This window comes from Pedobacter sp., assembly GCF_041662865.1.
Lineage (GTDB): Bacteria > Bacteroidota > Bacteroidia > Sphingobacteriales > Sphingobacteriaceae > Pedobacter.
In genome coordinates this window covers 11963-35002 of sequence record NZ_JBAZRL010000036.1, presented here as the reverse complement: position 1 = coordinate 35002, position 23040 = coordinate 11963, and the positions used below count along the sequence as shown (strand labels likewise).

Here is a 23040-nt window from a genome sequence, read left to right as displayed (position 1 = left end):
AAATAAATACGATTATGTAACCAATTTCATGAATATGATTTTTGGTCAACGTACAGAAGAAATTGAGATTGATCCAGTTGTGGTAAGCGCAATGAATACTTTGTTGATTCTACATGCTGATCATGAGCAAAACTGCTCAGCATCTACAGTTAGAATGGTTGGTTCTTCAGATTGTAATTTATATGCTTCAGTTTCTGCTGGTATTTCTGCTCTATGGGGTCCATTGCATGGAGGTGCTAATCAAGCTGTTATCGAAATGCTTGAATTGATTAAAGAAGATGGTGGTGATACCGAAAAATGGATAAATAAGGCAAAAGATAAAAACGATCCATTCCGTATGATGGGATTTGGTCACCGTGTGTATAAAAACTTTGATCCAAGAGCGAAAATTATTAAAAAAGCTTGCGATGATATCTTAGAAAAGTTAGGAATCAATGATCCAGTATTAGAAATTGCTAAAAAACTAGAAGAGGCAGCATTAAGTGATCCTTATTTTATCGATCGTAAATTATATCCAAACGTAGATTTCTATTCTGGTATCATTTACAGAGCTTTAGGTTTCCCTACGGATATGTTTACTGTTTTATTTGCATTAGGCCGTTTACCAGGATGGATTGCACAATGGAAAGAAATGCATGAGAACAAAGAACCAATTGGTCGCCCTCGTCAAGTGTATGTAGGAAATGTTGATATGGATTTTGTAGAAATTAGCAAGAGATAACAATAAATATATTCCAATAAAAAAGCCGGTACTAAAATATAGTATCGGCTTTTTTATAGTTCAAACTTTTTAAATCATAACAAAGCTGAATGCAATAATAATCAAGAAGCAAATGGTAAGTACAATGTTATAAGCAAAGCTTAAGAAAAATAATTTTAGAACGGTAATCCATCTTGTACTGCCATAAAATGTTCGTAAAGAGCGATAAATATACCATATAATGTAAATTGTGCATAAGAAAGTCAGCCAGCCACTAATATCGTATATAAAACCAAATAGCCATTGTAAGAGTAGAGTTACCAGTACACTTAAAAATATTGCCGAATGTAAATGGAATGAATAAATGAGATGCTCGTAATAATATTTATTCTTGTTGATGTAAACCAGTTTGAGAATAAGTGCAAACATAGGCAATAACAAGAACATCATTTTTGGGATGTTATGAAGTAAATCTTCTTTAAATTTTTCTGTGGGATTTGGGTACTTATTAAGTTCTATACTTCTTTTATTAATGTAATGCTTAATAAAACCATCTCTTTCGCCTTTTGGCAACGCTAATTGATGTTTCTCGTAATCAGCAACAGTAGTATCTTTTACTCCCCAATTTCCACCCCATTTCTTCTTCTTCTTTCCAGTAAATAAATTAATGTCTGTGTCTGTACTACTACTATCTTTCTTAATGTCTTCTTTTGCTGCTTTTATAATACTATCTCTTACTGCACTTTTCAATGGTACATATTTCATTGCTTCTTCTACACCTTTAATTTTCTCTGCTTGCAAACTGTCGATTTCTTTAGGAGAAAGAGTCTTGTTGGTAGAAGCAGGTTTCTTTTTTTCTATTTCTTTCTCATCGGATTTATTACCGCTAAGAATAACTAAGAAGAAAACAATACTAATAAAAATATATAAACGAATAGGATGGATAGAAGCCATTCTTTTCCCTGCAACGTATTCTTTGGTTAGCTTACCAGGTTTTAATAACAATGGCCCTATTGTTCCGAAAAATTTATGCTCAAAATGAAAGTAATCTGCTATAGCATGTGTTACCATATGGAAAGCATCTTCCTTGGTTACAATATTTTCTTGTCCACAATGTGTACAAAATTTTTCTTCGACTATATGACCACAATTAAGGCAATCTTTCTCTTTTCTATGTTTAACGGATGACATTTTGTTAAGGGAATCTAATTTTAATGACTGATAGCTTCAATTGCCTCTGCTTCGGCTCTATTGTGTTTGTGCTTAAAGAAAATGATAAACAAAACGGTGATTATTAATGCATATATGGTAAATGAAAGCCATATGTTATGCCAATCTTTCATATTTATAGCTTTATCAAAAGTACCATTATCTAAAATCTTAACACCTTGTGTTTTTACAAACTCCAATAAATGACTATTTGTAGGCTCTGATCCAACAAATTTAGATGTAGCATCAATATCAGTAAAGGTTCTAGTAAAGTATTTATCAATCATCCAACCTGATACTAAACTGCCAAATACAGCGCCAAACCCGTTAGTCATCATCATAAATAAGCCTTGAGCTGAAGAACGTGTTTTTGCAGTTGTAGAAGTTTCTACAAATAATGAACCTGATATGTTAAAGAAATCAAATGCCATTCCATAAACAACACATGACATAATAATCATCCATAAATTACTAGCTGGGTCACCATAGGCAAATAATCCGAAGCGGAAAACCCATGCTAACATTGCTATGATCATTACTTTTTTAATGCCAAATCGTTTTAAGAAAAATGGAATAGCCAAGATGAAAAGCGTCTCAGAAATCTGAGAAATAGACATTATTATTGTAGAATACTTAACTACAAATGAATCTACATATTTAGGGAAATGCTTAAATTCATCTAAAAATACATCTCCATAGGCGTTAGTTAATTGCAATGCACCACCTAAAAACATAGAAAAAATAAAGAATAAAGCCATTTTATAATTGGCAAATAATTTAAATGCTTCTAAGCCTAGCTTTTTAGCAAAAGTGGTTTTCTCGTCAATTAATTTTGATGGTTTACATTGAGGCAATGTTAAGGCATAAATACCCAAGCCTAAAGCTGCAATACCTGCGATATAAAATTGATAAGCGCTTGCTTTACTACCAGTTAAGTTGGTAATCCACATGGCAGCAATAAAACCCACAGTACCCCAAACCCGTATTGGAGGGAAATTTTTTACAACATCTACGTTGCTTGATTTTAATGTGGAATAAGAAATAGAATTACTCAGAGAGATTGTTGGCATGTAAAAACACATTGCCAACATCATTACCCAGAAAAATGCATTAGGGCTATCAACTTGAGGGATATAAAACAAAACACCAGCATATAATATATGAAGGATAGCATACAATTTTTCAGCGTTTATCCATTTGTCGGCGATAATACCTGTAATCGTTGGCATAAACAAAGAAGCAAAGCCCATAGTAGCGAAAATTGCTCCGAATTGTGTACCATCCCATTGTTTAGTGCCAAACCAATAATTTGCAATTGTAATTAGCCATGCGCCCCACACAAAAAATTGCATGAAACTCATGATGGTTAAGCGAAACTTGATATTCATATAAGTTTAGTTTTTGGTTTTTTCGGTAATTAATAGCTTTTATTATCTTATAAGATGGCTTATAGCTGTTTAGTTAAATACAGCTGTAAGTTATAATTATTTTGAAACAATAACTATATACATTGCGAAATTGTGGAAAGAGAAGGGAAGTGTTTAGTTTTAAATTTAGCTCGAATTTCTTTTATTCAATTCATCTCTAATACGAGCTGCTTTTTCATAAGCCTCTTCAGCTAATGCTTGTTCCAATTTTTGCTGTAATTCTTCATCAGATAAAGATTGATAACCAGAAACTGGAATAGAAGTCTGCATATCCTCAGAACTATGTTCTTTTGCTATAGAATCGATATTTTCTAAGAACAGAAAGTCATTGCCTTCAATTACTATTCCGGCAGAAGATAAAATAAATTCGTAAGTGTAAATTGTTGCATTAAACCGTACTGCTAAAGCGATTGCATCAGAAGTACGAGCATCGATTTCTTGAGTAGTTTTGCCATCGGTACAAATTAATTTTGCAAAGAAAACACCATCAACTAAATTGTAAATGATGATTTCTAAAATTTCGATATGGTAAGTTTGAGCAAATGTTTTAAAAAGATCATGTGTTAAAGGACGAGTGGGAGTCATCTTTTCAATTTCTATCGCAATAGCTTGAGCTTCGAACGCACCAATGATAATTGGCAAACGTCTACGACCATTTACTTCGCCTAGAACAAGTGCATAAGCACCAGATTGGGTTTGACTATATGATAAACCTACTATATCGAGTTTTACTTTTTTCATAGTTTGATAAACCTATAAGGTTATTTAACCTTATAGGTATAATAATATTTGTAAAACTATCCTTTATGTGCCTTTAAAGCGGTAATAATTTTTGGAACAACTTCAAAAGCATCGCCAACGATACCATAATCTGCAACTTTAAAGAAAGGAGCCTCTGGATCTTTATTAATTACTACAATTACTTTTGATGAACTTACTCCAGCTAAATGCTGAATTGCACCAGAAATACCAATAGCAATATATAAATTGGGACTAATAGCAATTCCTGTCTGGCCAACGTGTTCAGAATGTGGTCTCCAATCTGCATCAGAAACCGGTTTAGAACATGCAGTTGCTGCACCTAAAAGTTCAGCTAATTCTTCAATCATTCCCCAGTTTTCAGGTCCTTTTAATCCTCTACCAGCAGAAACTACTAATTCAGCATCTGGCAAAGAGATTTTATTGGTTGCTCTTACAATTTCTTTAACAATTGCAGTTAAATCTGTTGATTTAATTTCTGGACTAAAATTCTCAATTGTTGCATCAATAGCATTTTCTTTTACGCCAAAAGCATTTGGATTTAAAGCAATTAATTTATTATCAGATGTTAAAGTAGTAATAGCAAAAGCTTTACCAGAGAAAGCAGTTTTCTTAACAGAAAACGCACCATCAAAATTCGGTAATTCTACAGCCCCATCTACTAAACCTGCTTTAAGTTTTACTGCAATACGTGGTGCTAATCCTTTACCAGAGAAAGAGTTAGAAAGAACAATAAGATTTGCGCTTTCAGTTTTAGCAGCTTCTGTAATTACCGAAGCATATGCTTGATTTACAAAGTTTTTTAGTTGATCTGCTGCAACGTTTAATACTTTAGATGCACCATATTTACCTAATTCCTTCAATTCGCTTTCGGAAACATTACCAATAGAAATTGCGGTTAGATTTGTATTTTGATTATCGGCGATAGCTTTTGCGTAAGAAACTGCTTCAAAAACAGATTTCTTAAATTTACCATCGGCTTGTTCTACATATACTAATACTGACATATATTTTATTTTCTAATCCCTAATAGGAAGATTTTAATTTTTATTATTTGATAGATTGCTGTCTGAAAACTAAATTACTTTAGCTTCGGTATGCAACAAAGTGATTAATTCTTCTGCATTTTCCGCTGGTATTAATTTAACAGCACCACGAGGAGTAGGAGTTTCAAATTTGGTCACCTTACCTAATTCTTCAATAGCTACAGCTTCTACAACTGTTAAAGGTTTTGTTCTAGCAGACATAATCCCTCTCATATTTGGAATTTTTGCCTCTGCAGTACCTTCTGCACAACTAGCAACAAATTTACCAGTAACCGAAACCACTTCTTTACCACCTTCAATTTCTCTTTCTATAGTTGCAGTTGTACCATCAAAATCTAATTTCTTAATAATTGAAATCGATGGAACATCTAAAAATTCTCCAATCATTGCGGCAACTTGAGAACCATTGTAATCAATCGATTCTCTTCCACATAAAATCATGTTAAAATCATTAGTTTTTGCATATTCTGCAATCTGAAAGGCCGTGAAATAAGCGTCTCTCGGGGCAGCATTTACTCTTACTGCATCATCAGCTCCAATTGCCAATGCTTTTCTGATGGTTGGTTCAGTAGCACTTTCACCAACATTAATAACTGTAACAGTTCCTTTTCCACCCTCACATAACTCTATAGCTCTTGATAATGCAATCTCATCATATGGATTTACAATAAATTGCACACCAGCAGTATTGAATTGTGTATTATCGTTGGTAAAAGTTATTTTTGTAGTCGTGTCGGGCACATTACTGATACAAACTAATATTTTCATACGTTTACATTTGTTTTTAAAGGTAATGAACCTATAATTTAGTTATTTTACTAACGATAGATTCTTTAAATTGTCTTTGTGCAAATCTAATTAAAAAAGCAGGGATTTAAAATGCAAAACACACGATTAGCTAAGTTATTGGAATTTTTGGAGAACGAACCTAATGATCCCTTTATATTATATGCTTTAGCCACTGAATATAATTCATTAAATGACACAGAAAATGCATTTGCCTATTATTTGAAACTCGTTGATGAACATTCTACTTATATTGGAACTTATTATCATTTAGGTAAATTGTACGAAAAACATACCCAAAAGGACAAAGCAATTGAAATTTATCAAAAAGGAATGGCAGCAGCCAGAGAGAAAAGAGATATGCATGCGCTTTCTGAATTACAAGGGGCTTACAATTCTGCAGCAGGTTTAGATTATGAAGATGATTAATTAAAAATCCATTGGCAAAAAGACAGCTCTTATTTATTAGAAATGTAATCTTTTTTACATTTACCGCTTTTGGAGGCGCACAGGCACATATTTCTCTTTTGCTAAGATACTTCGTTAAAAATACACACTTCATTTCTGAAGAAGAATTATTGGAATTAAATGCGCTGGCCCAAGTTTTGCCTGGTCCGGCTTCTACACAAACTTTGGTAGGTATTGGCTACAAAGTAGGGGGTATAAAACTTGCTATTCTTACTTTTTTAATTTGGATTATACCATCGGCAGCGATCATGACACTAGCAGCCATCTGTTATGCTATGCTTGATCAAAAACAAAGCTTTATTGAAATTTTAAAATTCATCCATCCGATTGCATTAGGTATTGTGGCTTATGGAGCCTATAATTTAGGTAAAAAAGTTTTGGTGAACGAAGTAGCTATTTTTTTAGCATTTGGGGCAGTAGTAGCCACATTAGTTTTGAGAAATGCATATGTATTCCCTTTGGCTATTTTAATAGGAGGAATGGTTTCATCAGCAATTGGAACACCAACCGATGAAGCGCAAATTAGAGTACGGTTATTCGCGAATATCAATCCCAGAAAACTATCTTATTTTATTGGTGTGCTACTTTTTATGGCAATGTTAGGAGCAATTATCAATAGAACATCTCCTTTTAGTTTGCCAATCAGGTTGTTTGAGAATTTTTATCGTAACGGGATTTTTGTATTCGGAGGAGGGCAAGTTTTGGTTCCTTTAATGTTTACTGAGTTCGTAGAGATGAAACACTATTTATTGCAGTCTGATTTTATTTCTGGTTTTGCGGTTCAACAAGTTTTGCCAGGTCCAACATTTTCATTTACAAGTTATCTTGGAGCTTTAAGTATGAAACAGGGCGGGTATGGTATCTCAGGACAAGTTCTCGGTGGTGCTTTAGCTGTTTTAGGAATTAACTTACCAGGATTAATTCTAGTGTTATTTATTGTCCCTTTTTGGGATGATTTGAAGAAAATAACTCGAATTAAATATTCTTTAGCTGGAATAAACGCGGTAAGTGTAGGTTTTATCATTGCAGCTTTTTTATTGCTCATAAAACCAATAGGGTTTGATTTATTGCCTATATCCATTTTAATATCAACCTTTTTAATATTAAATTTCACTAAAATAAGCCCACCATTTATTATTTTAGCAGGAATACTTTTAGGCTTTTTTATTTAAAAAGGCGCATCCTCATCAGAGAAATCATCCATTTTGGAAGGTCTGATAATTACATTTCCAGAAGATTTTTCGAAATTCTGAGATGGCATGATTTGACTTTCAGAAGAAAAACTGTTCTGTGGCATAAAGTTCTCTTCTAAATCTGCAAACTTCACATATTTACCAATAAAGCGAAGTGGAACAATCCCAGTTTCACCATTACGGTGCTTTGCAATAATTACCTCACCAATACCTGCTTGTGATCGACCATTTTCATCTTCTGTAATTCCGTAATATTCAGGACGATATAAGAACAATACCATGTCGGCATCTTGCTCAATTGAACCAGATTCACGCAAATCTGATAATAATGGACGCTTACCATTTTGACCAGGTCTGTTTTCTACAGCTCTACTTAATTGAGATAGTGCTAAAACAGGAACTTCTAACTCTTTAGCGACTGATTTTAACGCTCGTGAAATACTACCAATTTCTTGCTCACGGTTACCGCCACCGCTCTGACCTTCACCTTTACCATGCATTAACTGCAAGTAATCGACAATTACCATTTGTATATCGTACTGCGATTTTAAACGACGGCATTTTGCTCTGAATTCGAATATATTTAAAGCAGGCGTATCATCTATTAGGAGAGGAGCTTCTGTTAAAGTTCCAATTTTGCTATGCAATTGTTGCCATTCCCATTCCGCTAAATTTCCTTTTCTTATCTTCTCTTGCTCAATTTCGGTCTCACCAGATATTAAACGATTAACCAACTGAACCGATGACATATCCAATGAGAAAACTACAACTGGTTTTTTGAAATCTACCGCGGCATTACGAGCACAGGTAAGTACAAAAGCTGTTTTACCCATTGCAGGTCTAGCCGCAATAATTACCAAATCAGATTTTTGCCAACCACCAGTAATTCTATCTAAATCTGTAAAGCCAGAAGGAACGCCGGTTAAACCATCAGTTTTTGTACGTAATTCTTCAAGAGTAGCTAAAGATTGTTTAATAATCTCGTCCATTTTCTGTGTATCTCTACGCAAATTATTTTGGGCGATATCGAATAAATTCTTTTCAGCGTGATCTAAAAGGTCAAAAATATCGGTAGTGTCTTCGTAAGCATTTGTTATAATTTCTGTAGAAATTCTAATTAACTCACGTTGGATATATTTTTGAGAAATAATACGAGCGTGATACTCAATATTTGCAGCCGATGCTACACGATTAGTTAAGTTAGTAATGTAATATGCACCTCCAACTATTTCTAAAGTGCCTTGCTGACGCATTTCTGAAGTAACAGTTAAAATATCTACAGGCTTAGATTTTTGAAACAATTGTTGGATTGCTTCAAATATCTTTTTATGTGCTTCTGCGTAAAATACTTCAGGTTTTAAAATATCGATAACGGTTGATAGCGCATCTTTTTCTAACATCAAAGCACCTAAAACAGCTTCTTCTAAATCTATGGCTTGAGGCGGTATTTTGCCCATTGTATTCATAGAAGTAGTTAATCTACTTTTACGTGCTGAAGTTGAAAATTTTCCTTGCCCTTGTGGTTCGTTATCGGTAATCATACCAACAAAAATATACAAAAGAAATGTTGATTTTCTAAATCTTTTTAAACAAGCTGTTAATTAAGTTGTTGCATTTTTTAATTGTTTTAACATCTTTTATTTTTTTCTAAACAATTAAATGTTAATAAGCACTTAAACAATTCGCCATAGAAATTTATTTAAATTACTTTTGTAACAGATTAAAAAGTATGGATAATTTTAGAAGACCACAACGCGTAAAAGAGAATAATGAATTTGTTTTTGGAATAAGAGCAGTTATTGAGGCAATTAAAGCAGGTCGAGATATTGAAACGATTTATTTACAACGTGGTTTAACTGGAGATTTATTTTCAGAACTAAAAACCTTACTTCATGGCACATTAATCCCTTTAAGTTCTGTTCCAGTTGAGAAATTGAATAGAATGTCGCAAAAAAACCATCAAGGTGTAATAGCAGTGATTTCTCCAATAACTTATCAAAATATAGAAGATATTATTCCCTCTGTTTTTGAAAAAGGTGAAACTCCTTTGATTTTAATTTTAGATAGCGTAACCGATGTTCGTAATATGGGTGCAATTGCCCGTACGGCGGCTTGTGTTGGGGTTCATGCTATTGTTGTTCCGTTAAAAAATGCAGCTCAAATTAATGCCGATGCGATAAAAACATCTGCTGGTGCACTGTTTAGCATTCCAATTTGTAGACATGATAATTTGTGTAAAATATGTTTGTTTTTACAAGATAGCGGCTTACAAATTGTGGCTTGTACAGAGAAAACTAATGATTTAATTTATGCACCTGATTACACTATGCCAACTGCAATAGTAATGGGTTCTGAAGATGAAGGAATATCGAATGATTTACTAAGAGTTGCTAACCATTTAGCTAAAATACCAATGGCAGGCAAAATTGAATCATTAAATGTTTCAGTTTCTGCTGGTGTAATATTATATGAAGCTGTGAGGCAGAGAACTTCTTAAATAAACTTATTCCCGAATTTAGCTTTTACATCTGCAACAATGTTTTTCACATTTTGCTCTTCAGAACGTGGGCAAATTAATAAGGTGTTATTTGATTCAACAACAATATAATTGTGCAAACTTTGTAGGATTACTAATTTTTCGCTTGGTACATTTACCATGCAATTAGAAGAATCGAACATCATTACCTGATCAGAAGGAATAACAGCATTTCCCACATAATCTTTTTCTGCCATTTCGTAAATAGAAGCCCAAGTTCCAAGGTCAGACCAACCAAAATCTGCTGGAAGAACATATACATTATTCGCCTTTTCCATTATGGCAAAATCTATAGAAATATTAGTGCATTGCAGATAAGCATTCGCAATAAATTCTGCTTCATTAGCTGTGCTATAAAACAAATTTCCTTGCTGGAAAATCTCATGCATATCCGGCAAATGTTTTTCAAAAGCATGATTAATGGCTTTCGCTGACCAAATAAAAATACCCGCATTCCATAAAAAATCACCACTTTTAATAAAAGATTGTGCAAGTTCTAAGTTTGGTTTTTCAGTAAAAGTTTTCACTTTATGTATGCCATCATCGGTTTTTAAAACTTCATCAACATATTGAATATAACCATATCCAGTATCTGGCCTATTTGGTTTAATTCCTAAAGTTATTAAACTATTGCTTTTTGACGCCGCCTCCATAGATCGCTCAATAGCTTGAATAAATCCTTTTTGATTAGCAATGGTATGGTCTGATGGCGCAACTACAATTACAGCATTTGGATTAATCTTTGCAATTTTCATAGAACCGTAAGCAATACATGGCGCTGTATTACGCATAATTGGTTCTGCTAAAATCTGATTTTCACTTATTTGAGGTAGTTGTTCTTTGATTAAATCAACATAAATCTCATTGGTTACAATAAAGATGTTCTCTGCTGGACAGATTTGTAAAAATCTATCGTATGTACTTTGAATAAGGGTTTTACCTACGCCGAAAAAATCTATAAACTGTTTTGGATGCTCTGTTCTGCTTACTGGCCAAAAACGGCTACCTACACCGCCAGCCATAATTAATGCGTAGTTATTTTTATTCATGTACTGCAAAGATAATTTAATTTAAATAATGCCTTCTTGTAAAAGGTCATGCAAATGTACCATTCCGTAATAAGTATCACCAGTGGTAACTAATAACTGAGTAATGTTGTTTTTTTTGATTAATTCTAAAGCTAATAACGCTAACTCATCTTTATCAATTCTTTTTGGATGAGCACTCATCAAATCTGCAGCAGTTATATTTTCAATAGTAGAGTGTTTCTCTAACATCCTTCTGATGTCACCATCAGTTATTACGCCTAAAATTTTATCATTGTCTATAACAACAACTGCACCTAAACGGTTTTTGCTAATTTCAATAATTACATCTTTTACAGAAGCTGAAGGAGAAATACTTGGTTTTTCATTTTTAGCGGCTAAATCGCCAACTTTTAAATAGAGGCGTTTTCCTAAAGATCCTCCAGGATGATAACGAGCAAAATCATCTGTATTAAATTCTCTTGCTTCCAATAAACAAATCGCTAAAGCATCACCCATGGCTAATTGTGCAGTTGTACTTGTAGTAGGAGCTAAATTATGCGGACAAGCTTCCTTTTCAACTGTTGTATTTAAAATTAAATCGGCTTGCTTGGCTAAATCAGAATCTAATGATCCCAACATACCAATTAATAAATTACCAGATTGCTTTAAAAGAGGGGCTAGAAGCTTAATTTCTGGTGTATTTCCGCTTTTGGATAAACAAATTACAATATCATCTTTTTGGATCATTCCCAAATCTCCATGTACAGCATCAGCTGCATGCATGAAAATTGCTGGTGTACCGGTAGAATTAAATGTAGCAACAATTTTTTGAGCAATAATCGCACTCTTGCCTATTCCTGTAACAATTACTCGTCCATTACTTTCTAAAATAGCATGTACAACTTTTACAAAATCATCGTTAATGTGTTGTAAAAGGTTTAAAATAGCCTCTGATTCTAACTTTAAAGTTGAAACAGCTGTTTCGATAATAGATTTTTTACTTTTCAAAGAGAATTTATTAGTATATTGATGCTTTAATTACTGCAAAATTATGTTATTTTGAACAATAATAGCACAGAATATTTGATACAAAAAATGGACGTGAAAAAGTCGTTGTTTGATAATTTGCAAACTTTCTTTGGTTTCGATAATTTTAAAGGAGATCAAGAGTCGATAATTACCAATGTTTTAGAAGGAAAAAATACGTTCGTAATTATGCCAACTGGCGGAGGTAAATCAATATGTTACCAGTTGCCAGCATTAATGAGTGAGGGTACAGCCATTGTAATTTCGCCATTAATAGCGTTAATGAAAAACCAAGTAGATCAATTAAGAGCATTTGGTGGAAGCGATAGTATTGCCCATTTTCTTAATTCATCCTTAAATAAAACAGAAATTACTCAGGTTAAGAGTGATTTATTAGATGGGCAAACTAAATTATTATATGTTGCGCCAGAATCTTTAGCCAAACAAGAAAACATTGAATTTTTAAGATTGCTTAAGATTTCTTTTGTTGCTGTTGATGAGGCACATTGTATTTCTGAATGGGGCCATGATTTTAGACCAGAATATCGCAAAATAAGACAGGTAATTACAGGCTTAGGAGAAGAAATTCCAATAATAGCGTTAACTGCTACTGCAACTCCAAAAGTACAGCAAGACATTATTAAAAATCTGCAAATGACTGATGCAACATTGTTTAAGTCGTCATTTAACAGACCAAATCTATTTTACGAAATTAGACCTAAACGAGATGTAATTAAAGAAATCATCCGATATATTAAGTATAACACAGGTAAATCGGGGATTATATATTGTTTAAGTCGTAAAAAGGTAGAAGAAGTTGCAGAGAGTTTAAATCTTAACGGAATTAAAGCTTTGCCTTATCATGCCGGGTTAGAGCCTAAAGTTAGAGCAGAAACTCAAGATAAATTTTTGATGGAAGATGCTGAGGTAATTGTAGCTACAATTGCCTTTGGTATGGGAATAGATAAACCTGATGTACGTTTTGTAATTCACCATGATATTCCAAAAAGTATGGAGGGTTATTATCAGGAAACTGGTAGAGCAGGAAGAGATGGAGGAGAAGGTGTTTGTTTAGCTTTTTACGCTCAAAAAGATGTCGATAAGCTAGCAAAATTCATGAAAGCTAAGCCTGTTTCAGAACGTGAAATAGGTACACAAATATTAAAAGAAGTAATTGATTATGCTGAATCTGGTGTATGCCGAAGAAAGCAGATATTACATTATTTTGGAGAAAACTTTAATGAGACTGGCTGTAATTGCATGTGCGATAATTGTAAAAAACCAAAGCAATTATTTGAAGCTGAACAGCATTTATTAACGTTTCTTAAATTAATCGAATCTACAGGCGAAAAATTTGACGATACTCATTTACTAAATATTTTTATGGGTAGTGAAACGGCGCAAACTATTGCTTATGAACAAAATAAATTGCCAGAGTTTGGCCAAGGTAAAGAAGATGGTGAAATACTTTGGAAATCGTTAATTAGACAAGCAGTATTAAATAATTTTGTTTCAAAAGATATTGATAATTACGGTTTATTGCGCTTAACTAAAAGTGGTAAGGAATTTATTGAAAATCCTTACAGCTTAAAATTCATTTTAAATGAACTTATAGAAAGCGCAGCTGACGATGATGAAGACGATGTAAAACATGGAACTGGAGCTTTAGATACACAACTGTTAGGTTTACTAAAAGATCTTCGTAAGAAAATTGCTAAGCAAAAAAATGTTCCTCCATTTGTGGTTTTTCAAGATCCATCGTTAGAAGAAATGTGTACGCATTATCCAATTACAATGGATGAATTGAAACAAATTTCTGGCGTAGGGCATGGCAAAGCGTTAAAATTTGGTGGTACATTTATCGAGCTCATTAAAAAATATGTTGAAGATAATGATATCGAAAGACCAATTGATTTAGTGATTAAAACTCAGGCAAATAAATCTGCATTAAAGGTTTCTATCATCCAAAATATTGACAGACAAATCGGTTTGGAAGATATTGCTCGATCAAAAGGTATTACTTATTTTGACATTTTAAAGGAAGTTGAAGCTATTGTGAATTCGGGTACAAAACTGAATTTAGGCTATTTTGTTGATGAAGTAATTGATGAAGATAGGCAAGATGAAGTTTTCGATTATTTTAGATCCGCTGACAATGATTCGATAGACGAAGCCTTAAGCGATTTAGGCGAAAGCGATTATACTCGCGAAGAAATACAATTAATGCGGATTAAATTTATGTCCGAATTAGGTAACTAATACATTCTAAAATCCTTTGAGGATAAGTAAAAACTACTATGATTAACTTTTCTATAGATAAATTAAAACATACAGATTCTAATAATTTCTTTTTAATGGCAGGTCCTTGCGCTATCGAAGGCGAAGACATTGCTTTGCGCATTGCTGAAAAGATTGTTATACTTACTGATAAACTGAATATCCCTTATGTTTTTAAAGGTTCTTATCGTAAAGCAAATCGAAGTAAAGGAAGTTCTTTTACAGGCATTGGTGATGAAAAAGCATTAAAAATTCTAGAAAAAATAGGCAAAACATTTGATGTGCCTACCGTAACAGATATTCATGAAAGTAATGAAGCGGCTATGGCAGCAACTTATGTAGATGTATTACAAATTCCTGCGTTTTTATGCAGACAAACAGATTTACTAATTGCAGCTGCAGAAACCGGAAAAGTAGTGAACGTTAAAAAAGGTCAATTTTTATCTGCTGGTTCAATGAAATTTGCGGTTGATAAGATCATAGATTCAGGAAATAATAGAGTAGTTCTTACAGATAGAGGAAATACATTTGGTTATCAAGATTTAATTGTGGATTATCGTGGTTTACCAGAGATGCAAAGTTTTGGTGTACCAGTAGTGATGGATTGCACACATTCATTGCAACAACCTAATCAAAGCAGTGGTGTAACTGGTGGTAAACCAGAACTAATAGCAACCATTGCAAAAGCGGCAATTGCGGTAGGAGCAGACGGACTATTTATAGAAACTCATCCAGATCCAGCTAATGCAAAATCAGACGGTGCAAATATGCTTAATCTTGCCTTACTTGAAGAATTACTGGTGAAACTGATAAGAGTTAGACAAGCAATTTTATAAAATGACAGACAACGATATTTTTTTAACAGCTGAATGGAGAAAATTAATATTAATTAACTATACAGTTGATAAAAAAATACTCGAAAAATATCTACCTCCTTTTACAGAATTAGACGATTGGCATGGTAAGCATTATGTAAGTATAGTTGGTTTCATGTTCAAAAACACCAAGCTTAAAGGGTTAAGTATTCCTTTTCATGGTAATTTTGAGGAAGTAAACTTACGTTTTTACGTGAAGTATAATGAAAATGGCGTTTGGAAAAGAGGTGCGGTGTTTATTAGTGAAATTGTACCAAAACTTGCGATTACATTTATAGCAAATACCATATACAAAGAAAGCTACAGGACATTGCCCATGAAACATAAATGGACTGAAACGAATGAGCAATTGAATGTAGAATATGCTTGGAAAAATGGTGCTTGGAATAGGTTCTCTGTTACGGCTAATCCGAAATCTGAAGCCATCCTTTTAGATAGCGATGCTTATTTTATTACAGAGCATTATTGGGGTTATACTAAAATTGGTAAAAACATTACTTCAGAATATGGAGTTGGGCATCCTAAATGGGAAACCTATCCAATATTAGATTACAGTATCGATATCGACTTTGAAAAAAACTATGGGAAAGACTTTAGTAATTTAAAAGATGTAAAACCAAATTCGATAATGTTGGTAGAAGGCTCTAAAGTTTTTGTGAAAAAGGGAAGAAAAATAAGAATTTAATTTACATTCTATAATAATCTGCTCTCCAATTTTTAATCTGCGCTTTAATATCCTTAGCAGATAAGTTTTCTTTTAATACTTTTTCAACGAGATATACAAACTCTTTATCTTCTGCAAAACGCAAAGCGATGATTTGGCTTTTTCTCAATTCAATAGGTAATAATTTTCCTGTTAAACTAAAATAGCGCAAGTTTTCTTCAGCCCTAATTACCCTATCTTGCGCTTTTAGAGGGAACTGCCTAACATACCAAAAAAGTATTATCACAATTAAAAATAAAATTAATAGTAACGCAGAGTTATAATGGTTCGCATTATTCCAAGAATAATAAAAGTTAATACCTGCTCCAATACTTCCAGCTAAGATTAGAAAAGTTAGTACCACATGATATCCAGTCACATATTTACTGTGATTTTTTAGATTTTGTTCCATATTTACATATTAGTTACGATAAACTCAGTTCTTCTATTTTGTTGCCTACCTTGTTCGGTAGTATTATCTGAGCGAGGTTTAGTCTCGCCATAACCTTTAAATGTAAGTCTTTTTTTATCTATTCCATTATTAATTAGATAGTCGTAAACTGCTTTTGCTCTATTTTCTGATAATTTTTCGTTTTCTTTTGCAACCCCAACATTGTCGGTGTGGCCTTGTATTTCTATCGATATATTCTCGTACTTTTTAAGTAAATCGGTTAATAGATTTAATTCTACGATTGATGGTGGTAAAAGCTCATATTTATTTACATCAAAGAAGATATTTTTTAAAATAACATCATTACCGATCTTTAATTTATCTAACAATATTTCAATTTGATAAGGTCGATTAGTATTTTCCTGACTTAATGTAAAGTGTTGTGAATTAAATAAATAGCCATCAGCTTCTACATTAAAAGAATATTCACTTCCAATAGGCATCACAGCTAAAAAATCTCCAGTTTCTTTTGAAGTAAAATCATTAAATACAGGCGTATTAGTCTTTAAATCAATAATTAAAACATTTGCCTCTAATAAGGTTTTTGTTTCCTTGTCTCTAACAATTCCTTTAACATATGTTATAGGTAAGGGCTTAGCTTTTTCTGGAAATTTGAAATGATAAATGTCTAAATCGCCAAATCCGCCACCCTCAATATTTGAAGAAAAAAATCCTTCAAATCCATCAGCACTGACAATTAAACCTATTTCTTCATTAAACGTATTTATTGGATAGCCAAGATTAACTGGTGTTGAAAATTCTCCATTGTCATCTATGCGACTATAAAAAATATCTTTATTTCCAAAACCTGGCCAACCATCTGACGAGAAATAGAGTGTTTTACCATCAGCATGAATAAACTGAGTATTTTCATCGTAAGTTGTATTAACTTTTGCACCTAAATTTACAGGATCCGTCCATTTTCCTTCATCGGTTAAGTTACTTTTCCAAATATCATACCCACCAATTCCACCTGGGCGATTACTTACAAAATAAAGTGTATTTCCATCAGCACTAATTGAAGGTTGTGAATCCCAATATTCGGAATTGATAGTTCTACCTAAATTAATTGCTTTTCCCCATTCAGTTCCTTCTTTTCTAGAAAGATAAATGTCACAGCGCCCTAATCCATCTGGGCGATTACAGCCTGTAAAAAATATGTATTTCCCATCTGGGGAAATAGATTGCGCACCTTCATTAAAATTTGGTGTATTGATTTTATCACTCAAAGGCTGTGCTTTTTGCCATTCATTTTCTTTTTTTGTCGAAATAAAGAAATCTTCATTCCCATTGGTTACTCTAGTAAAAATGAGTGTTTCACCATCAGCAGTTAATGCTGGAAAGTAATCTCTATTTGCACTATTTATATAAAAACCCATATTTATAGGTTCATATTTGGTGGGATTTTTAACTGCTGTTATGGCAAAATCACAATCTAAAAGATATTTTTTTGTTTTGGTAATGAAATCTTGGTCTGCACCTGTATATCCTTGCTGGAATAGGAGAAAATTAGCTTTGGCATTTGCATAATCTCCAGAAAGTAATTCGCTTTCTGCTAAAACATAGTAAATTCTTGGTTCTATAGTTGGTGCAGAACTTACGGCTTTGCGGTAATTCTCTTTCGCCTTAGGATAATTTTTTAATCTACGATAAACATCACCTAATTGGATATAAGCAAGTTGAAATTTTGGATCAGCTTTTATAGCTTCATCCAAATATTTAATACCATCATCATAAATATTTTGTCTTAAATACTGTTGAGCATCCTCAAAACTTTCCTGCGCTTTTTTATTAGTAGAATTTTGTGCGCTTGCAGAAAAAGTTATCCAGCATAAAAATAAAATCAACAATTTATTCATCTAAGCCAAGTTATTTGGTGTTAGACTAATGTAAATAAAATATCGAATATTTACGGGATATTAAGGAATTTATGAGTTTGTAACGAGATTTCCCACCTTGGATTTGCCATTACATACTCTACAATTAGTGGTGTCATTTCTTTAGATTTGGACCACTCTGGTTGTAAATACAATTTACAAGTAGGAGATACTGTTTCAGCATATTTCTCTGCCCATTCAAAATCACTTTTATTAAAAACGATAACTTTTAATTCGTTAGCAAAAGGCGTTATATCTGGTCTTGGAGCTTTAAATTTCTTTGGAGATAAACAAATCCAATCCCATGAACCAGAAAGGGGATAAGCACCAGATGTTTCTATAAAAGTTAAAATATTTCTCTCTTTTAGCTTTTTAGTTAAATAATCCAGATTATAAATTAATGGTTCACCTCCAGTTACAACCACTGCTTTTCCTGGAAAAGTATCTGCTTTTGCTACAATATCATCACTTAATGTAAGTGGGTGTAATTCTGCATCCCAACTTTCTTTTACATCACACCAATGGCAACCTACATCACAACCACCTAAGCGAATAAAATAAGCAGCTTTTCCTGTATTAAATCCTTCGCCTTGTATCGTGTAAAATTCTTCCATTAAAGGAAGTAGGGTGCCATCTTCTGGTATATTGTGTGCCATAAATTGAGGTGCAAAGGTAAATAAATGTGCGGTATAATTGTAATATGTGTATCTTGCTAAAGCAATATTTTAACGCATTATGAAAAATAAATTTCTATTCCTTTTACCAATTTTATGCTTGTTCTTGAGTTCTTGTTTCGAAATTGAAGAAACTTATACTATAAATGAAAACGGTACTTATGTCGTAAACTATAATTTAGACATGGGTGGAATAATGGGATTAGTTACCAAAATGGCTCCTGATTCTGTTAAAGAAACCTCAAATTATAAGCTGGGAAGAGATACCGTTATTAATCTAAGTACGATGCCTGATAGCCTAAAGGAAAATATGAGTGCTAAGGAATTAGAAATCGTGAATAACACAAATATGCATATGCAGATGAAAATGGCAGATGGTATTTTTAAAATTGGCTTTACTAATACAGGAAAATCGATAGATAATTTAAAGTATTTTCTATCAAACTTTGGCAATACGATACAAAAAGCAAAAGTGGGAAAACTAATAAATACCCCTGGAGCAGAAACTTCTAGTGAAAGTACAACTGATAAAGAAATGCCTTTTAACAACAAAGAATTTGAATATATCATTACTAATAAATCATTTGAGCGAAAAATAAAGCCAGAGGTACTCGCAGTGCAAAAAGAGAAAAATCAGAAAAACTATGATATTATGAAGACTATGGATATTAAAATGACAAGTACGATTATTATTAATTTGCCAAGACCTGCAATGAGTATAGAAAATTCAAAAGCAACTTTGTCAGCTGATAAAAAGCAATTTAAATTGGAATTAAATATGTTAGAGGCCATAAATAATCCTGAGACATTAAATTTTAAGATTAACTATTAAGAAATGAATTGGGTTAAAATTGACATCCAAATACCCGAAGAAGACTTCATTGAGCAAATCAAAGTAAACGGTAAGAAATTTTGTCTAATTAAAAATCAACAAAAAATCTATGTTGTTCAAAATACATGTCCACATGCTGGTGGGATTTTAAGTGGTGGTTGGTGTAAAGAAGGGAATATTGTCTGTCCAATTCATCGTTGGGAATATAATTTAGAAACTGGAAGAGGAGCTGAGGGGCAAGGAGACTATATCAATATTTATCCAACCAAGTTGAAAGAAGATGGCCTATATGTAGGTTTTAAAGAAAGCTTATGGAAAAGGTTTTTTAAATAGTTTAGCTATAAATCTCTCCTTTAGCAGATGCCAATGTGTTTTTCAATAAACCAACAATAGTCATTAAACCTACTCCACCTGGAACAGGTGTAATCCATGAAGCTTTTGGAGCTACATTTTCAAAATCAACATCCCCATATAATTTGTAGCCAGATTTAGTTTCTGTAGAGGTTTCTCTGTTGATGCCTACATCAATAATAATTGCACCAGGTTTAACCATATCTGCAGTTACAAAGTTTTTTCTACCGATTGCTGCAACTACAATATCGCCCTGCAAAACCATTTCTTTTAAATTATAAGTTTTACTATGTGTAAGTGTTACTGTACAATTCCCTGGATTTGCATTACGAGCCATTAAAATACTCATCGGACTGCCGACAATATTGCTTCTACCAACTACAACACAATGTTTTCCAGTTGTATCAATATTATAAGCTTGCAACATTAATAAAATACCATAAGGTGTTGCAGGAATAAAACAAGGTAAATTGCGCATCATTCTACCCAAATTCACAGGGTGGAAACCATCAACATCTTTACGGTAATCAATGGTTTCGGTCACTTTTTCTGGATCAATGTGTTTTGGTAAAGGCAATTGAACAATTAAACCATCAACATCAGCATCTTTATTAATTTCTTGTATTTTAGCTAATAATTCAGCTTCAGTAACTGAGTTATCATATCTAAATAATGAAGATTTAAAACCAACTTTCTCACAGTTTTTCATCTTACTAGCAACGTAAGTTTCACTACCACCATCGTTACCAACCAGGATGGCAACTAAATGTGGTTTTCTTCCACTTTGTGCTAAAAAAGCCGCTGCTTCTTCTGCGATTTCTGTTTTTATCTTTTCTGATGCGAATTTGCCGTCGAGTAGTTGCATTGGATAGTAAATATTTTAATCTAATTTTAAAACTGCCATAAATGCCGATTGTGGAATTTCTACGTTTCCAACTTGGCGCATACGTTTTTTACCTTTTTTCTGTTTCTCCAATAACTTACGCTTACGAGAAATATCACCGCCATAACATTTAGCAGTAACGTCTTTACGTAAAGCACTTAAAGTTTCACGAGCAATAACTTTTGCCCCGATCGAAGCTTGAATTTTAATCTCAAATTGCTGACGAGGGATTAATTCTCTCAACTTTTCGCAGATTTTCTTTCCAAAATCATAAGCATTGCTACGGTGAATTAAAGAAGATAACGCATCAACTGGTTCATCGTTTATTAACATATCTAAACGTACCAAATCAGATTTTCGGTAACCAACTTGGTGGTAATCAAACGAAGCATAACCTTTAGAAATGGTTTTCAATTTATCATAAAAGTCAAATACAATTTCACCCATTGGGATTTCAAAAACCAATTCAACTCTATCAGATGTTAAGTAGGATTGATTTACAATTGTTCCTCTTTTCTGAATACAAAGTGACATTACTGGGCCAACAAAATCAGCTTTGGTAATTATATTTGCTTTTATAAATGGTTCTTCAACAGAATCTAATTTACTTGGGTCAGGCAAATCGGATGGATTGTTTACAAAAATTTCTTCGCCCTTAGTAGTGTGCGCAATGTAAGATACGTTGGGAACTGTAGTAATTACTGTCATATCGAATTCACGCTCCAAACGCTCTTGAATAATCTCCATGTGCAGCATTCCTAAGAAACCACAACGGAAACCAAAACCAAGTGCGGCAGAACTTTCAGGCTCAAAAACGATAGAAGCATCGTTCAATTGTAACTTATGCATTGCCTCACGCAATTCTTCAAATTCATCAGTATCAACAGGATAAATACCGGCAAATACCATTGGTTTTACTTCCTCAAATCCCTGAATAGCATCTTCAGATGGTCTACCAACTGTTGTAATGGTATCACCAACTTTTACTTCCCGGGCTTCTTTTATTCCAGAAATAATGTAACCAACATCACCAGTCTTTACCGAATTTCTTGGGGACATATCTAGCTTTAAAATACCAACTTCATCAGCTAAATATTCTTTACCAGTATTAATGAATTTTACTTTATCACCCTTTTTAATTTCGCCATTAACTACTTTGTAATAGGCTATAATTCCTCTAAATGAGTTAAATACACTATCAAAAATCAAAGCTTGTAATGGTGCATTTGGATCACCAACAGGAGCGGGAACTCGATCTACAATTGCTTGTAAAATTTCTGGGATTCCCATTCCGGTTTTACCAGATGCAGGAATAATTTCCTCTCTTTTACAGCCAATTAAATCAATAATCTGATCTTTTACCTCTTCAGGCATTGCACCAGGCAAATCCATTTTATTTAAAATAGGAATGATTTCTAAATCGTGTTCTAATGCCAAATAAAGATTAGAAATGGTTTGTGCTTGTATACCTTGCGATGCATCTACAATTAGCAATGCACCTTCACATGCAGCAATAGAACGAGATACTTCGTAGCTAAAATCAACGTGGCCTGGTGTGTCAATTAGGTTAAAATTGTACTCCTGACCATCAATCTTAAAATTCATTTGTATCGCGTGACTTTTGATCGTGATTCCACGTTCACGCTCTAAATCCATATTATCAAGCAATTGTGCTTGGGATTCGCGTTGAGAAATCGTCGCTGTATATTCTAATAATCTATCGGCTAAAGTGCTTTTGCCGTGATCTATATGTGCAATTATGCAAAAATTACGTATGTGCTTCATCTTTGCTGCAAAGATAGGTTTTTTAGGTAAAGATTTGAAAAGCAATTTCAGTGGTTCTTTTGCTCATTCAGTCTGGCTTTACGCTATATCTTTTTTGTGCTTCTACAAGCTCAATCACACAAAAAAGTATACCGCTTCAATCCAGTTTAGGAAA

General features: G+C 33.2%; 22 protein-coding genes. 9 read left to right on the top strand and 13 right to left on the bottom strand.

Going from position 1 to position 23040, the window contains the following annotated elements; all coding sequences use genetic code 11:
• On the top strand, positions 1 to 721 hold a 721-nt coding region (locus WC622_RS12105; protein WP_372819958.1), incomplete at its 5' end, for a citrate/2-methylcitrate synthase.
• Between the two features lie 69 nt (positions 722 to 790).
• Here the strand turns inward: WC622_RS12105 and WC622_RS12100 are convergent.
• The 5 genes from WC622_RS12100 to WC622_RS12080 form a co-directional block, all read right to left on the bottom strand.
• Positions 791 to 1891, bottom strand: a complete 1101-nt coding sequence (locus tag WC622_RS12100; RefSeq protein ID WP_372819957.1) for a DUF3667 domain-containing protein — start codon at positions 1889 to 1891, stop codon at positions 791 to 793.
• Between the two features lie 20 nt (positions 1892 to 1911).
• On the bottom strand, positions 1912 to 3297 hold the full coding sequence (locus WC622_RS12095) for a nucleoside permease (RefSeq protein WP_372819956.1): 1386 nt from the start codon (positions 3295 to 3297) through the stop codon (positions 1912 to 1914).
• Between the two features lie 165 nt (positions 3298 to 3462).
• Entirely contained in the window at positions 3463 to 4077 is a 615-nt protein-coding gene (locus WC622_RS12090; RefSeq protein WP_372819955.1) for a bifunctional nuclease domain-containing protein, read from the bottom strand.
• 56 nt (positions 4078 to 4133) lie between these two features.
• Positions 4134 to 5102, bottom strand: coding sequence for an electron transfer flavoprotein subunit alpha/FixB family protein (locus WC622_RS12085; protein WP_372819954.1), 969 nt, complete (start codon positions 5100 to 5102; stop codon positions 4134 to 4136).
• A gap of 69 nt (positions 5103 to 5171) precedes the next feature.
• Positions 5172 to 5909, bottom strand: coding sequence for an electron transfer flavoprotein beta subunit/FixA family protein (locus WC622_RS12080; RefSeq protein ID WP_372819953.1), 738 nt, complete (start codon positions 5907 to 5909; stop codon positions 5172 to 5174).
• A 111-nt stretch (positions 5910 to 6020) separates the two neighbouring features.
• Here WC622_RS12080 and WC622_RS12075 point away from each other — a divergent pair, with 111 nt between their 5' ends.
• Both WC622_RS12075 and chrA read left to right on the top strand, forming a co-directional pair.
• The gene (locus tag WC622_RS12075; RefSeq protein WP_372819952.1) at positions 6021 to 6356 is read left to right on the top strand and encodes a tetratricopeptide repeat protein; all 336 of its coding nucleotides are present in this window, start codon (positions 6021 to 6023) and stop codon (positions 6354 to 6356) included.
• 11 nt (positions 6357 to 6367) lie between these two features.
• Positions 6368 to 7567 (top strand): chromate efflux transporter, encoded by a 1200-nt coding sequence (gene chrA, locus WC622_RS12070; RefSeq protein WP_372819951.1) that lies wholly within the window; start codon positions 6368 to 6370, stop codon positions 7565 to 7567.
• On the opposite strand, the gene dnaB is transcribed toward chrA, so the two are convergent.
• Positions 7564 to 9129, bottom strand: a complete 1566-nt coding sequence (gene dnaB, locus WC622_RS12065) for a replicative DNA helicase (RefSeq protein ID WP_372819950.1) — start codon at positions 9127 to 9129, stop codon at positions 7564 to 7566. The two genes, chrA and dnaB, sit on opposite strands and share 4 nt — an antisense overlap.
• 188 nt (positions 9130 to 9317) lie before the next feature.
• Between dnaB and rlmB the strand changes: the two genes are divergently transcribed.
• Entirely contained in the window at positions 9318 to 10085 is a 768-nt protein-coding gene (gene rlmB / locus WC622_RS12060) for a 23S rRNA (guanosine(2251)-2'-O)-methyltransferase RlmB (protein WP_372819949.1), read from the top strand.
• On the opposite strand, the gene WC622_RS12055 is transcribed toward rlmB, so the two are convergent.
• Entirely contained in the window at positions 10082 to 11173 is a 1092-nt protein-coding gene (locus tag WC622_RS12055) for a mannose-1-phosphate guanylyltransferase (RefSeq protein ID WP_372819948.1), read from the bottom strand. The two genes, rlmB and WC622_RS12055, sit on opposite strands and share 4 nt — an antisense overlap.
• A 21-nt stretch (positions 11174 to 11194) precedes the next feature.
• Complete coding sequence (locus WC622_RS12050) at positions 11195 to 12160, bottom strand: SIS domain-containing protein (RefSeq protein ID WP_372819947.1); 966 nt, start codon at positions 12158 to 12160, stop codon at positions 11195 to 11197.
• A gap of 87 nt (positions 12161 to 12247) precedes the next feature.
• On the opposite strand from WC622_RS12050, the gene recQ reads away from it, so the two are divergent.
• Genes recQ through WC622_RS12035 form a run of 3 tightly spaced genes read left to right on the top strand, consistent with a single transcriptional unit; the run spans position 12248 to position 16015 of the window.
• Positions 12248 to 14437: a DNA helicase RecQ gene (gene recQ / locus WC622_RS12045; RefSeq protein WP_372819959.1), complete on the top strand. Its 2190-nt coding sequence runs from the start codon at positions 12248 to 12250 to the stop codon at positions 14435 to 14437.
• A 38-nt stretch (positions 14438 to 14475) separates the two neighbouring features.
• A complete protein-coding gene (gene kdsA / locus WC622_RS12040; protein ID WP_372819946.1) occupies positions 14476 to 15291 on the top strand; it encodes a 3-deoxy-8-phosphooctulonate synthase in 816 nt (271 codons plus the stop codon).
• Position 15292: 1 nt separating this feature from the next.
• Complete coding sequence (locus WC622_RS12035) at positions 15293 to 16015, top strand: YqjF family protein (protein WP_372819945.1); 723 nt, start codon at positions 15293 to 15295, stop codon at positions 16013 to 16015.
• 1 nt (position 16016) lies between these two features.
• Here the strand turns inward: WC622_RS12035 and WC622_RS12030 are convergent, their stop codons facing one another.
• Genes WC622_RS12030 through WC622_RS12020 form a run of 3 tightly spaced genes read right to left on the bottom strand, consistent with a single transcriptional unit; the run spans position 16017 to position 19017 of the window.
• Positions 16017 to 16445 (bottom strand): DUF6526 family protein, encoded by a 429-nt coding sequence (locus WC622_RS12030; RefSeq protein ID WP_372819943.1) that lies wholly within the window; start codon positions 16443 to 16445, stop codon positions 16017 to 16019.
• Positions 16446 to 16447: 2 nt separating this feature from the next.
• Positions 16448 to 18343, bottom strand: coding sequence for an OmpA family protein (locus WC622_RS12025; RefSeq protein ID WP_372819942.1), 1896 nt, complete (start codon positions 18341 to 18343; stop codon positions 16448 to 16450).
• Positions 18344 to 18393: 50 nt separating this feature from the next.
• The gene (locus tag WC622_RS12020; protein WP_372819940.1) at positions 18394 to 19017 is read right to left on the bottom strand and encodes a 7-carboxy-7-deazaguanine synthase QueE; all 624 of its coding nucleotides are present in this window, start codon (positions 19015 to 19017) and stop codon (positions 18394 to 18396) included.
• 79 nt (positions 19018 to 19096) lie between these two features.
• Between WC622_RS12020 and WC622_RS12015 the strand changes: the two genes are divergently transcribed.
• Together WC622_RS12015 and WC622_RS12010 are read left to right on the top strand one after the other, a co-directional pair.
• Positions 19097 to 19867 carry a hypothetical protein gene (locus WC622_RS12015; RefSeq protein WP_372819939.1) on the top strand — a complete coding sequence of 257 codons (771 nt, stop codon included), beginning with the start codon at positions 19097 to 19099 and terminating at the stop codon, positions 19865 to 19867.
• A 3-nt stretch (positions 19868 to 19870) separates the two neighbouring features.
• Positions 19871 to 20200 (top strand): Rieske (2Fe-2S) protein, encoded by a 330-nt coding sequence (locus WC622_RS12010; protein WP_372819937.1) that lies wholly within the window; start codon positions 19871 to 19873, stop codon positions 20198 to 20200.
• Position 20201: 1 nt separating this feature from the next.
• Here the strand turns inward: WC622_RS12010 and WC622_RS12005 are convergent, their stop codons facing one another.
• Both WC622_RS12005 and lepA read right to left on the bottom strand, forming a co-directional pair.
• Positions 20202 to 21083 (bottom strand): bifunctional 5,10-methylenetetrahydrofolate dehydrogenase/5,10-methenyltetrahydrofolate cyclohydrolase, encoded by an 882-nt coding sequence (locus WC622_RS12005; protein ID WP_372819936.1) that lies wholly within the window; start codon positions 21081 to 21083, stop codon positions 20202 to 20204.
• 15 nt (positions 21084 to 21098) lie between these two features.
• Positions 21099 to 22886, bottom strand: coding sequence for a translation elongation factor 4 (gene lepA, locus WC622_RS12000; RefSeq protein ID WP_372819935.1), 1788 nt, complete (start codon positions 22884 to 22886; stop codon positions 21099 to 21101).
• Positions 22887 to 23040: the final 154 nt, after the last annotated feature.

Coding starts and splice junctions, on each gene's coding strand:
- WC622_RS12100 (WP_372819957.1), bottom strand. CDS start 1,891: ATGTCATCCGTTAAACATAGAAAAGAGAAAGATTGCCTTAATTGTGGT.
- WC622_RS12095 (WP_372819956.1), bottom strand. CDS start 3,297: ATGAATATCAAGTTTCGCTTAACCATCATGAGTTTCATGCAATTTTTT.
- WC622_RS12090 (WP_372819955.1), bottom strand. CDS start 4,077: ATGAAAAAAGTAAAACTCGATATAGTAGGTTTATCATATAGTCAAACC.
- WC622_RS12085 (WP_372819954.1), bottom strand. CDS start 5,102: ATGTCAGTATTAGTATATGTAGAACAAGCCGATGGTAAATTTAAGAAA.
- WC622_RS12080 (WP_372819953.1), bottom strand. CDS start 5,909: ATGAAAATATTAGTTTGTATCAGTAATGTGCCCGACACGACTACAAAA.
- WC622_RS12075 (WP_372819952.1), top strand. CDS start 6,021: ATGCAAAACACACGATTAGCTAAGTTATTGGAATTTTTGGAGAACGAA.
- dnaB (WP_372819950.1), bottom strand. CDS start 9,129: ATGATTACCGATAACGAACCACAAGGGCAAGGAAAATTTTCAACTTCA.
- rlmB (WP_372819949.1), top strand. CDS start 9,318: ATGGATAATTTTAGAAGACCACAACGCGTAAAAGAGAATAATGAATTT.
- WC622_RS12055 (WP_372819948.1), bottom strand. CDS start 11,173: ATGAATAAAAATAACTACGCATTAATTATGGCTGGCGGTGTAGGTAGC.
- recQ (WP_372819959.1), top strand. CDS start 12,248: ATGGACGTGAAAAAGTCGTTGTTTGATAATTTGCAAACTTTCTTTGGT.
- kdsA (WP_372819946.1), top strand. CDS start 14,476: ATGATTAACTTTTCTATAGATAAATTAAAACATACAGATTCTAATAAT.
- WC622_RS12035 (WP_372819945.1), top strand. CDS start 15,293: ATGACAGACAACGATATTTTTTTAACAGCTGAATGGAGAAAATTAATA.
- WC622_RS12030 (WP_372819943.1), bottom strand. CDS start 16,445: ATGGAACAAAATCTAAAAAATCACAGTAAATATGTGACTGGATATCAT.
- WC622_RS12025 (WP_372819942.1), bottom strand. CDS start 18,343: ATGAATAAATTGTTGATTTTATTTTTATGCTGGATAACTTTTTCTGCA.
- WC622_RS12020 (WP_372819940.1), bottom strand. CDS start 19,017: ATGGCACACAATATACCAGAAGATGGCACCCTACTTCCTTTAATGGAA.
- WC622_RS12015 (WP_372819939.1), top strand. CDS start 19,097: ATGAAAAATAAATTTCTATTCCTTTTACCAATTTTATGCTTGTTCTTG.
- WC622_RS12010 (WP_372819937.1), top strand. CDS start 19,871: ATGAATTGGGTTAAAATTGACATCCAAATACCCGAAGAAGACTTCATT.
- WC622_RS12005 (WP_372819936.1), bottom strand. CDS start 21,083: ATGCAACTACTCGACGGCAAATTCGCATCAGAAAAGATAAAAACAGAA.
- lepA (WP_372819935.1), bottom strand. CDS start 22,886: ATGAAGCACATACGTAATTTTTGCATAATTGCACATATAGATCACGGC.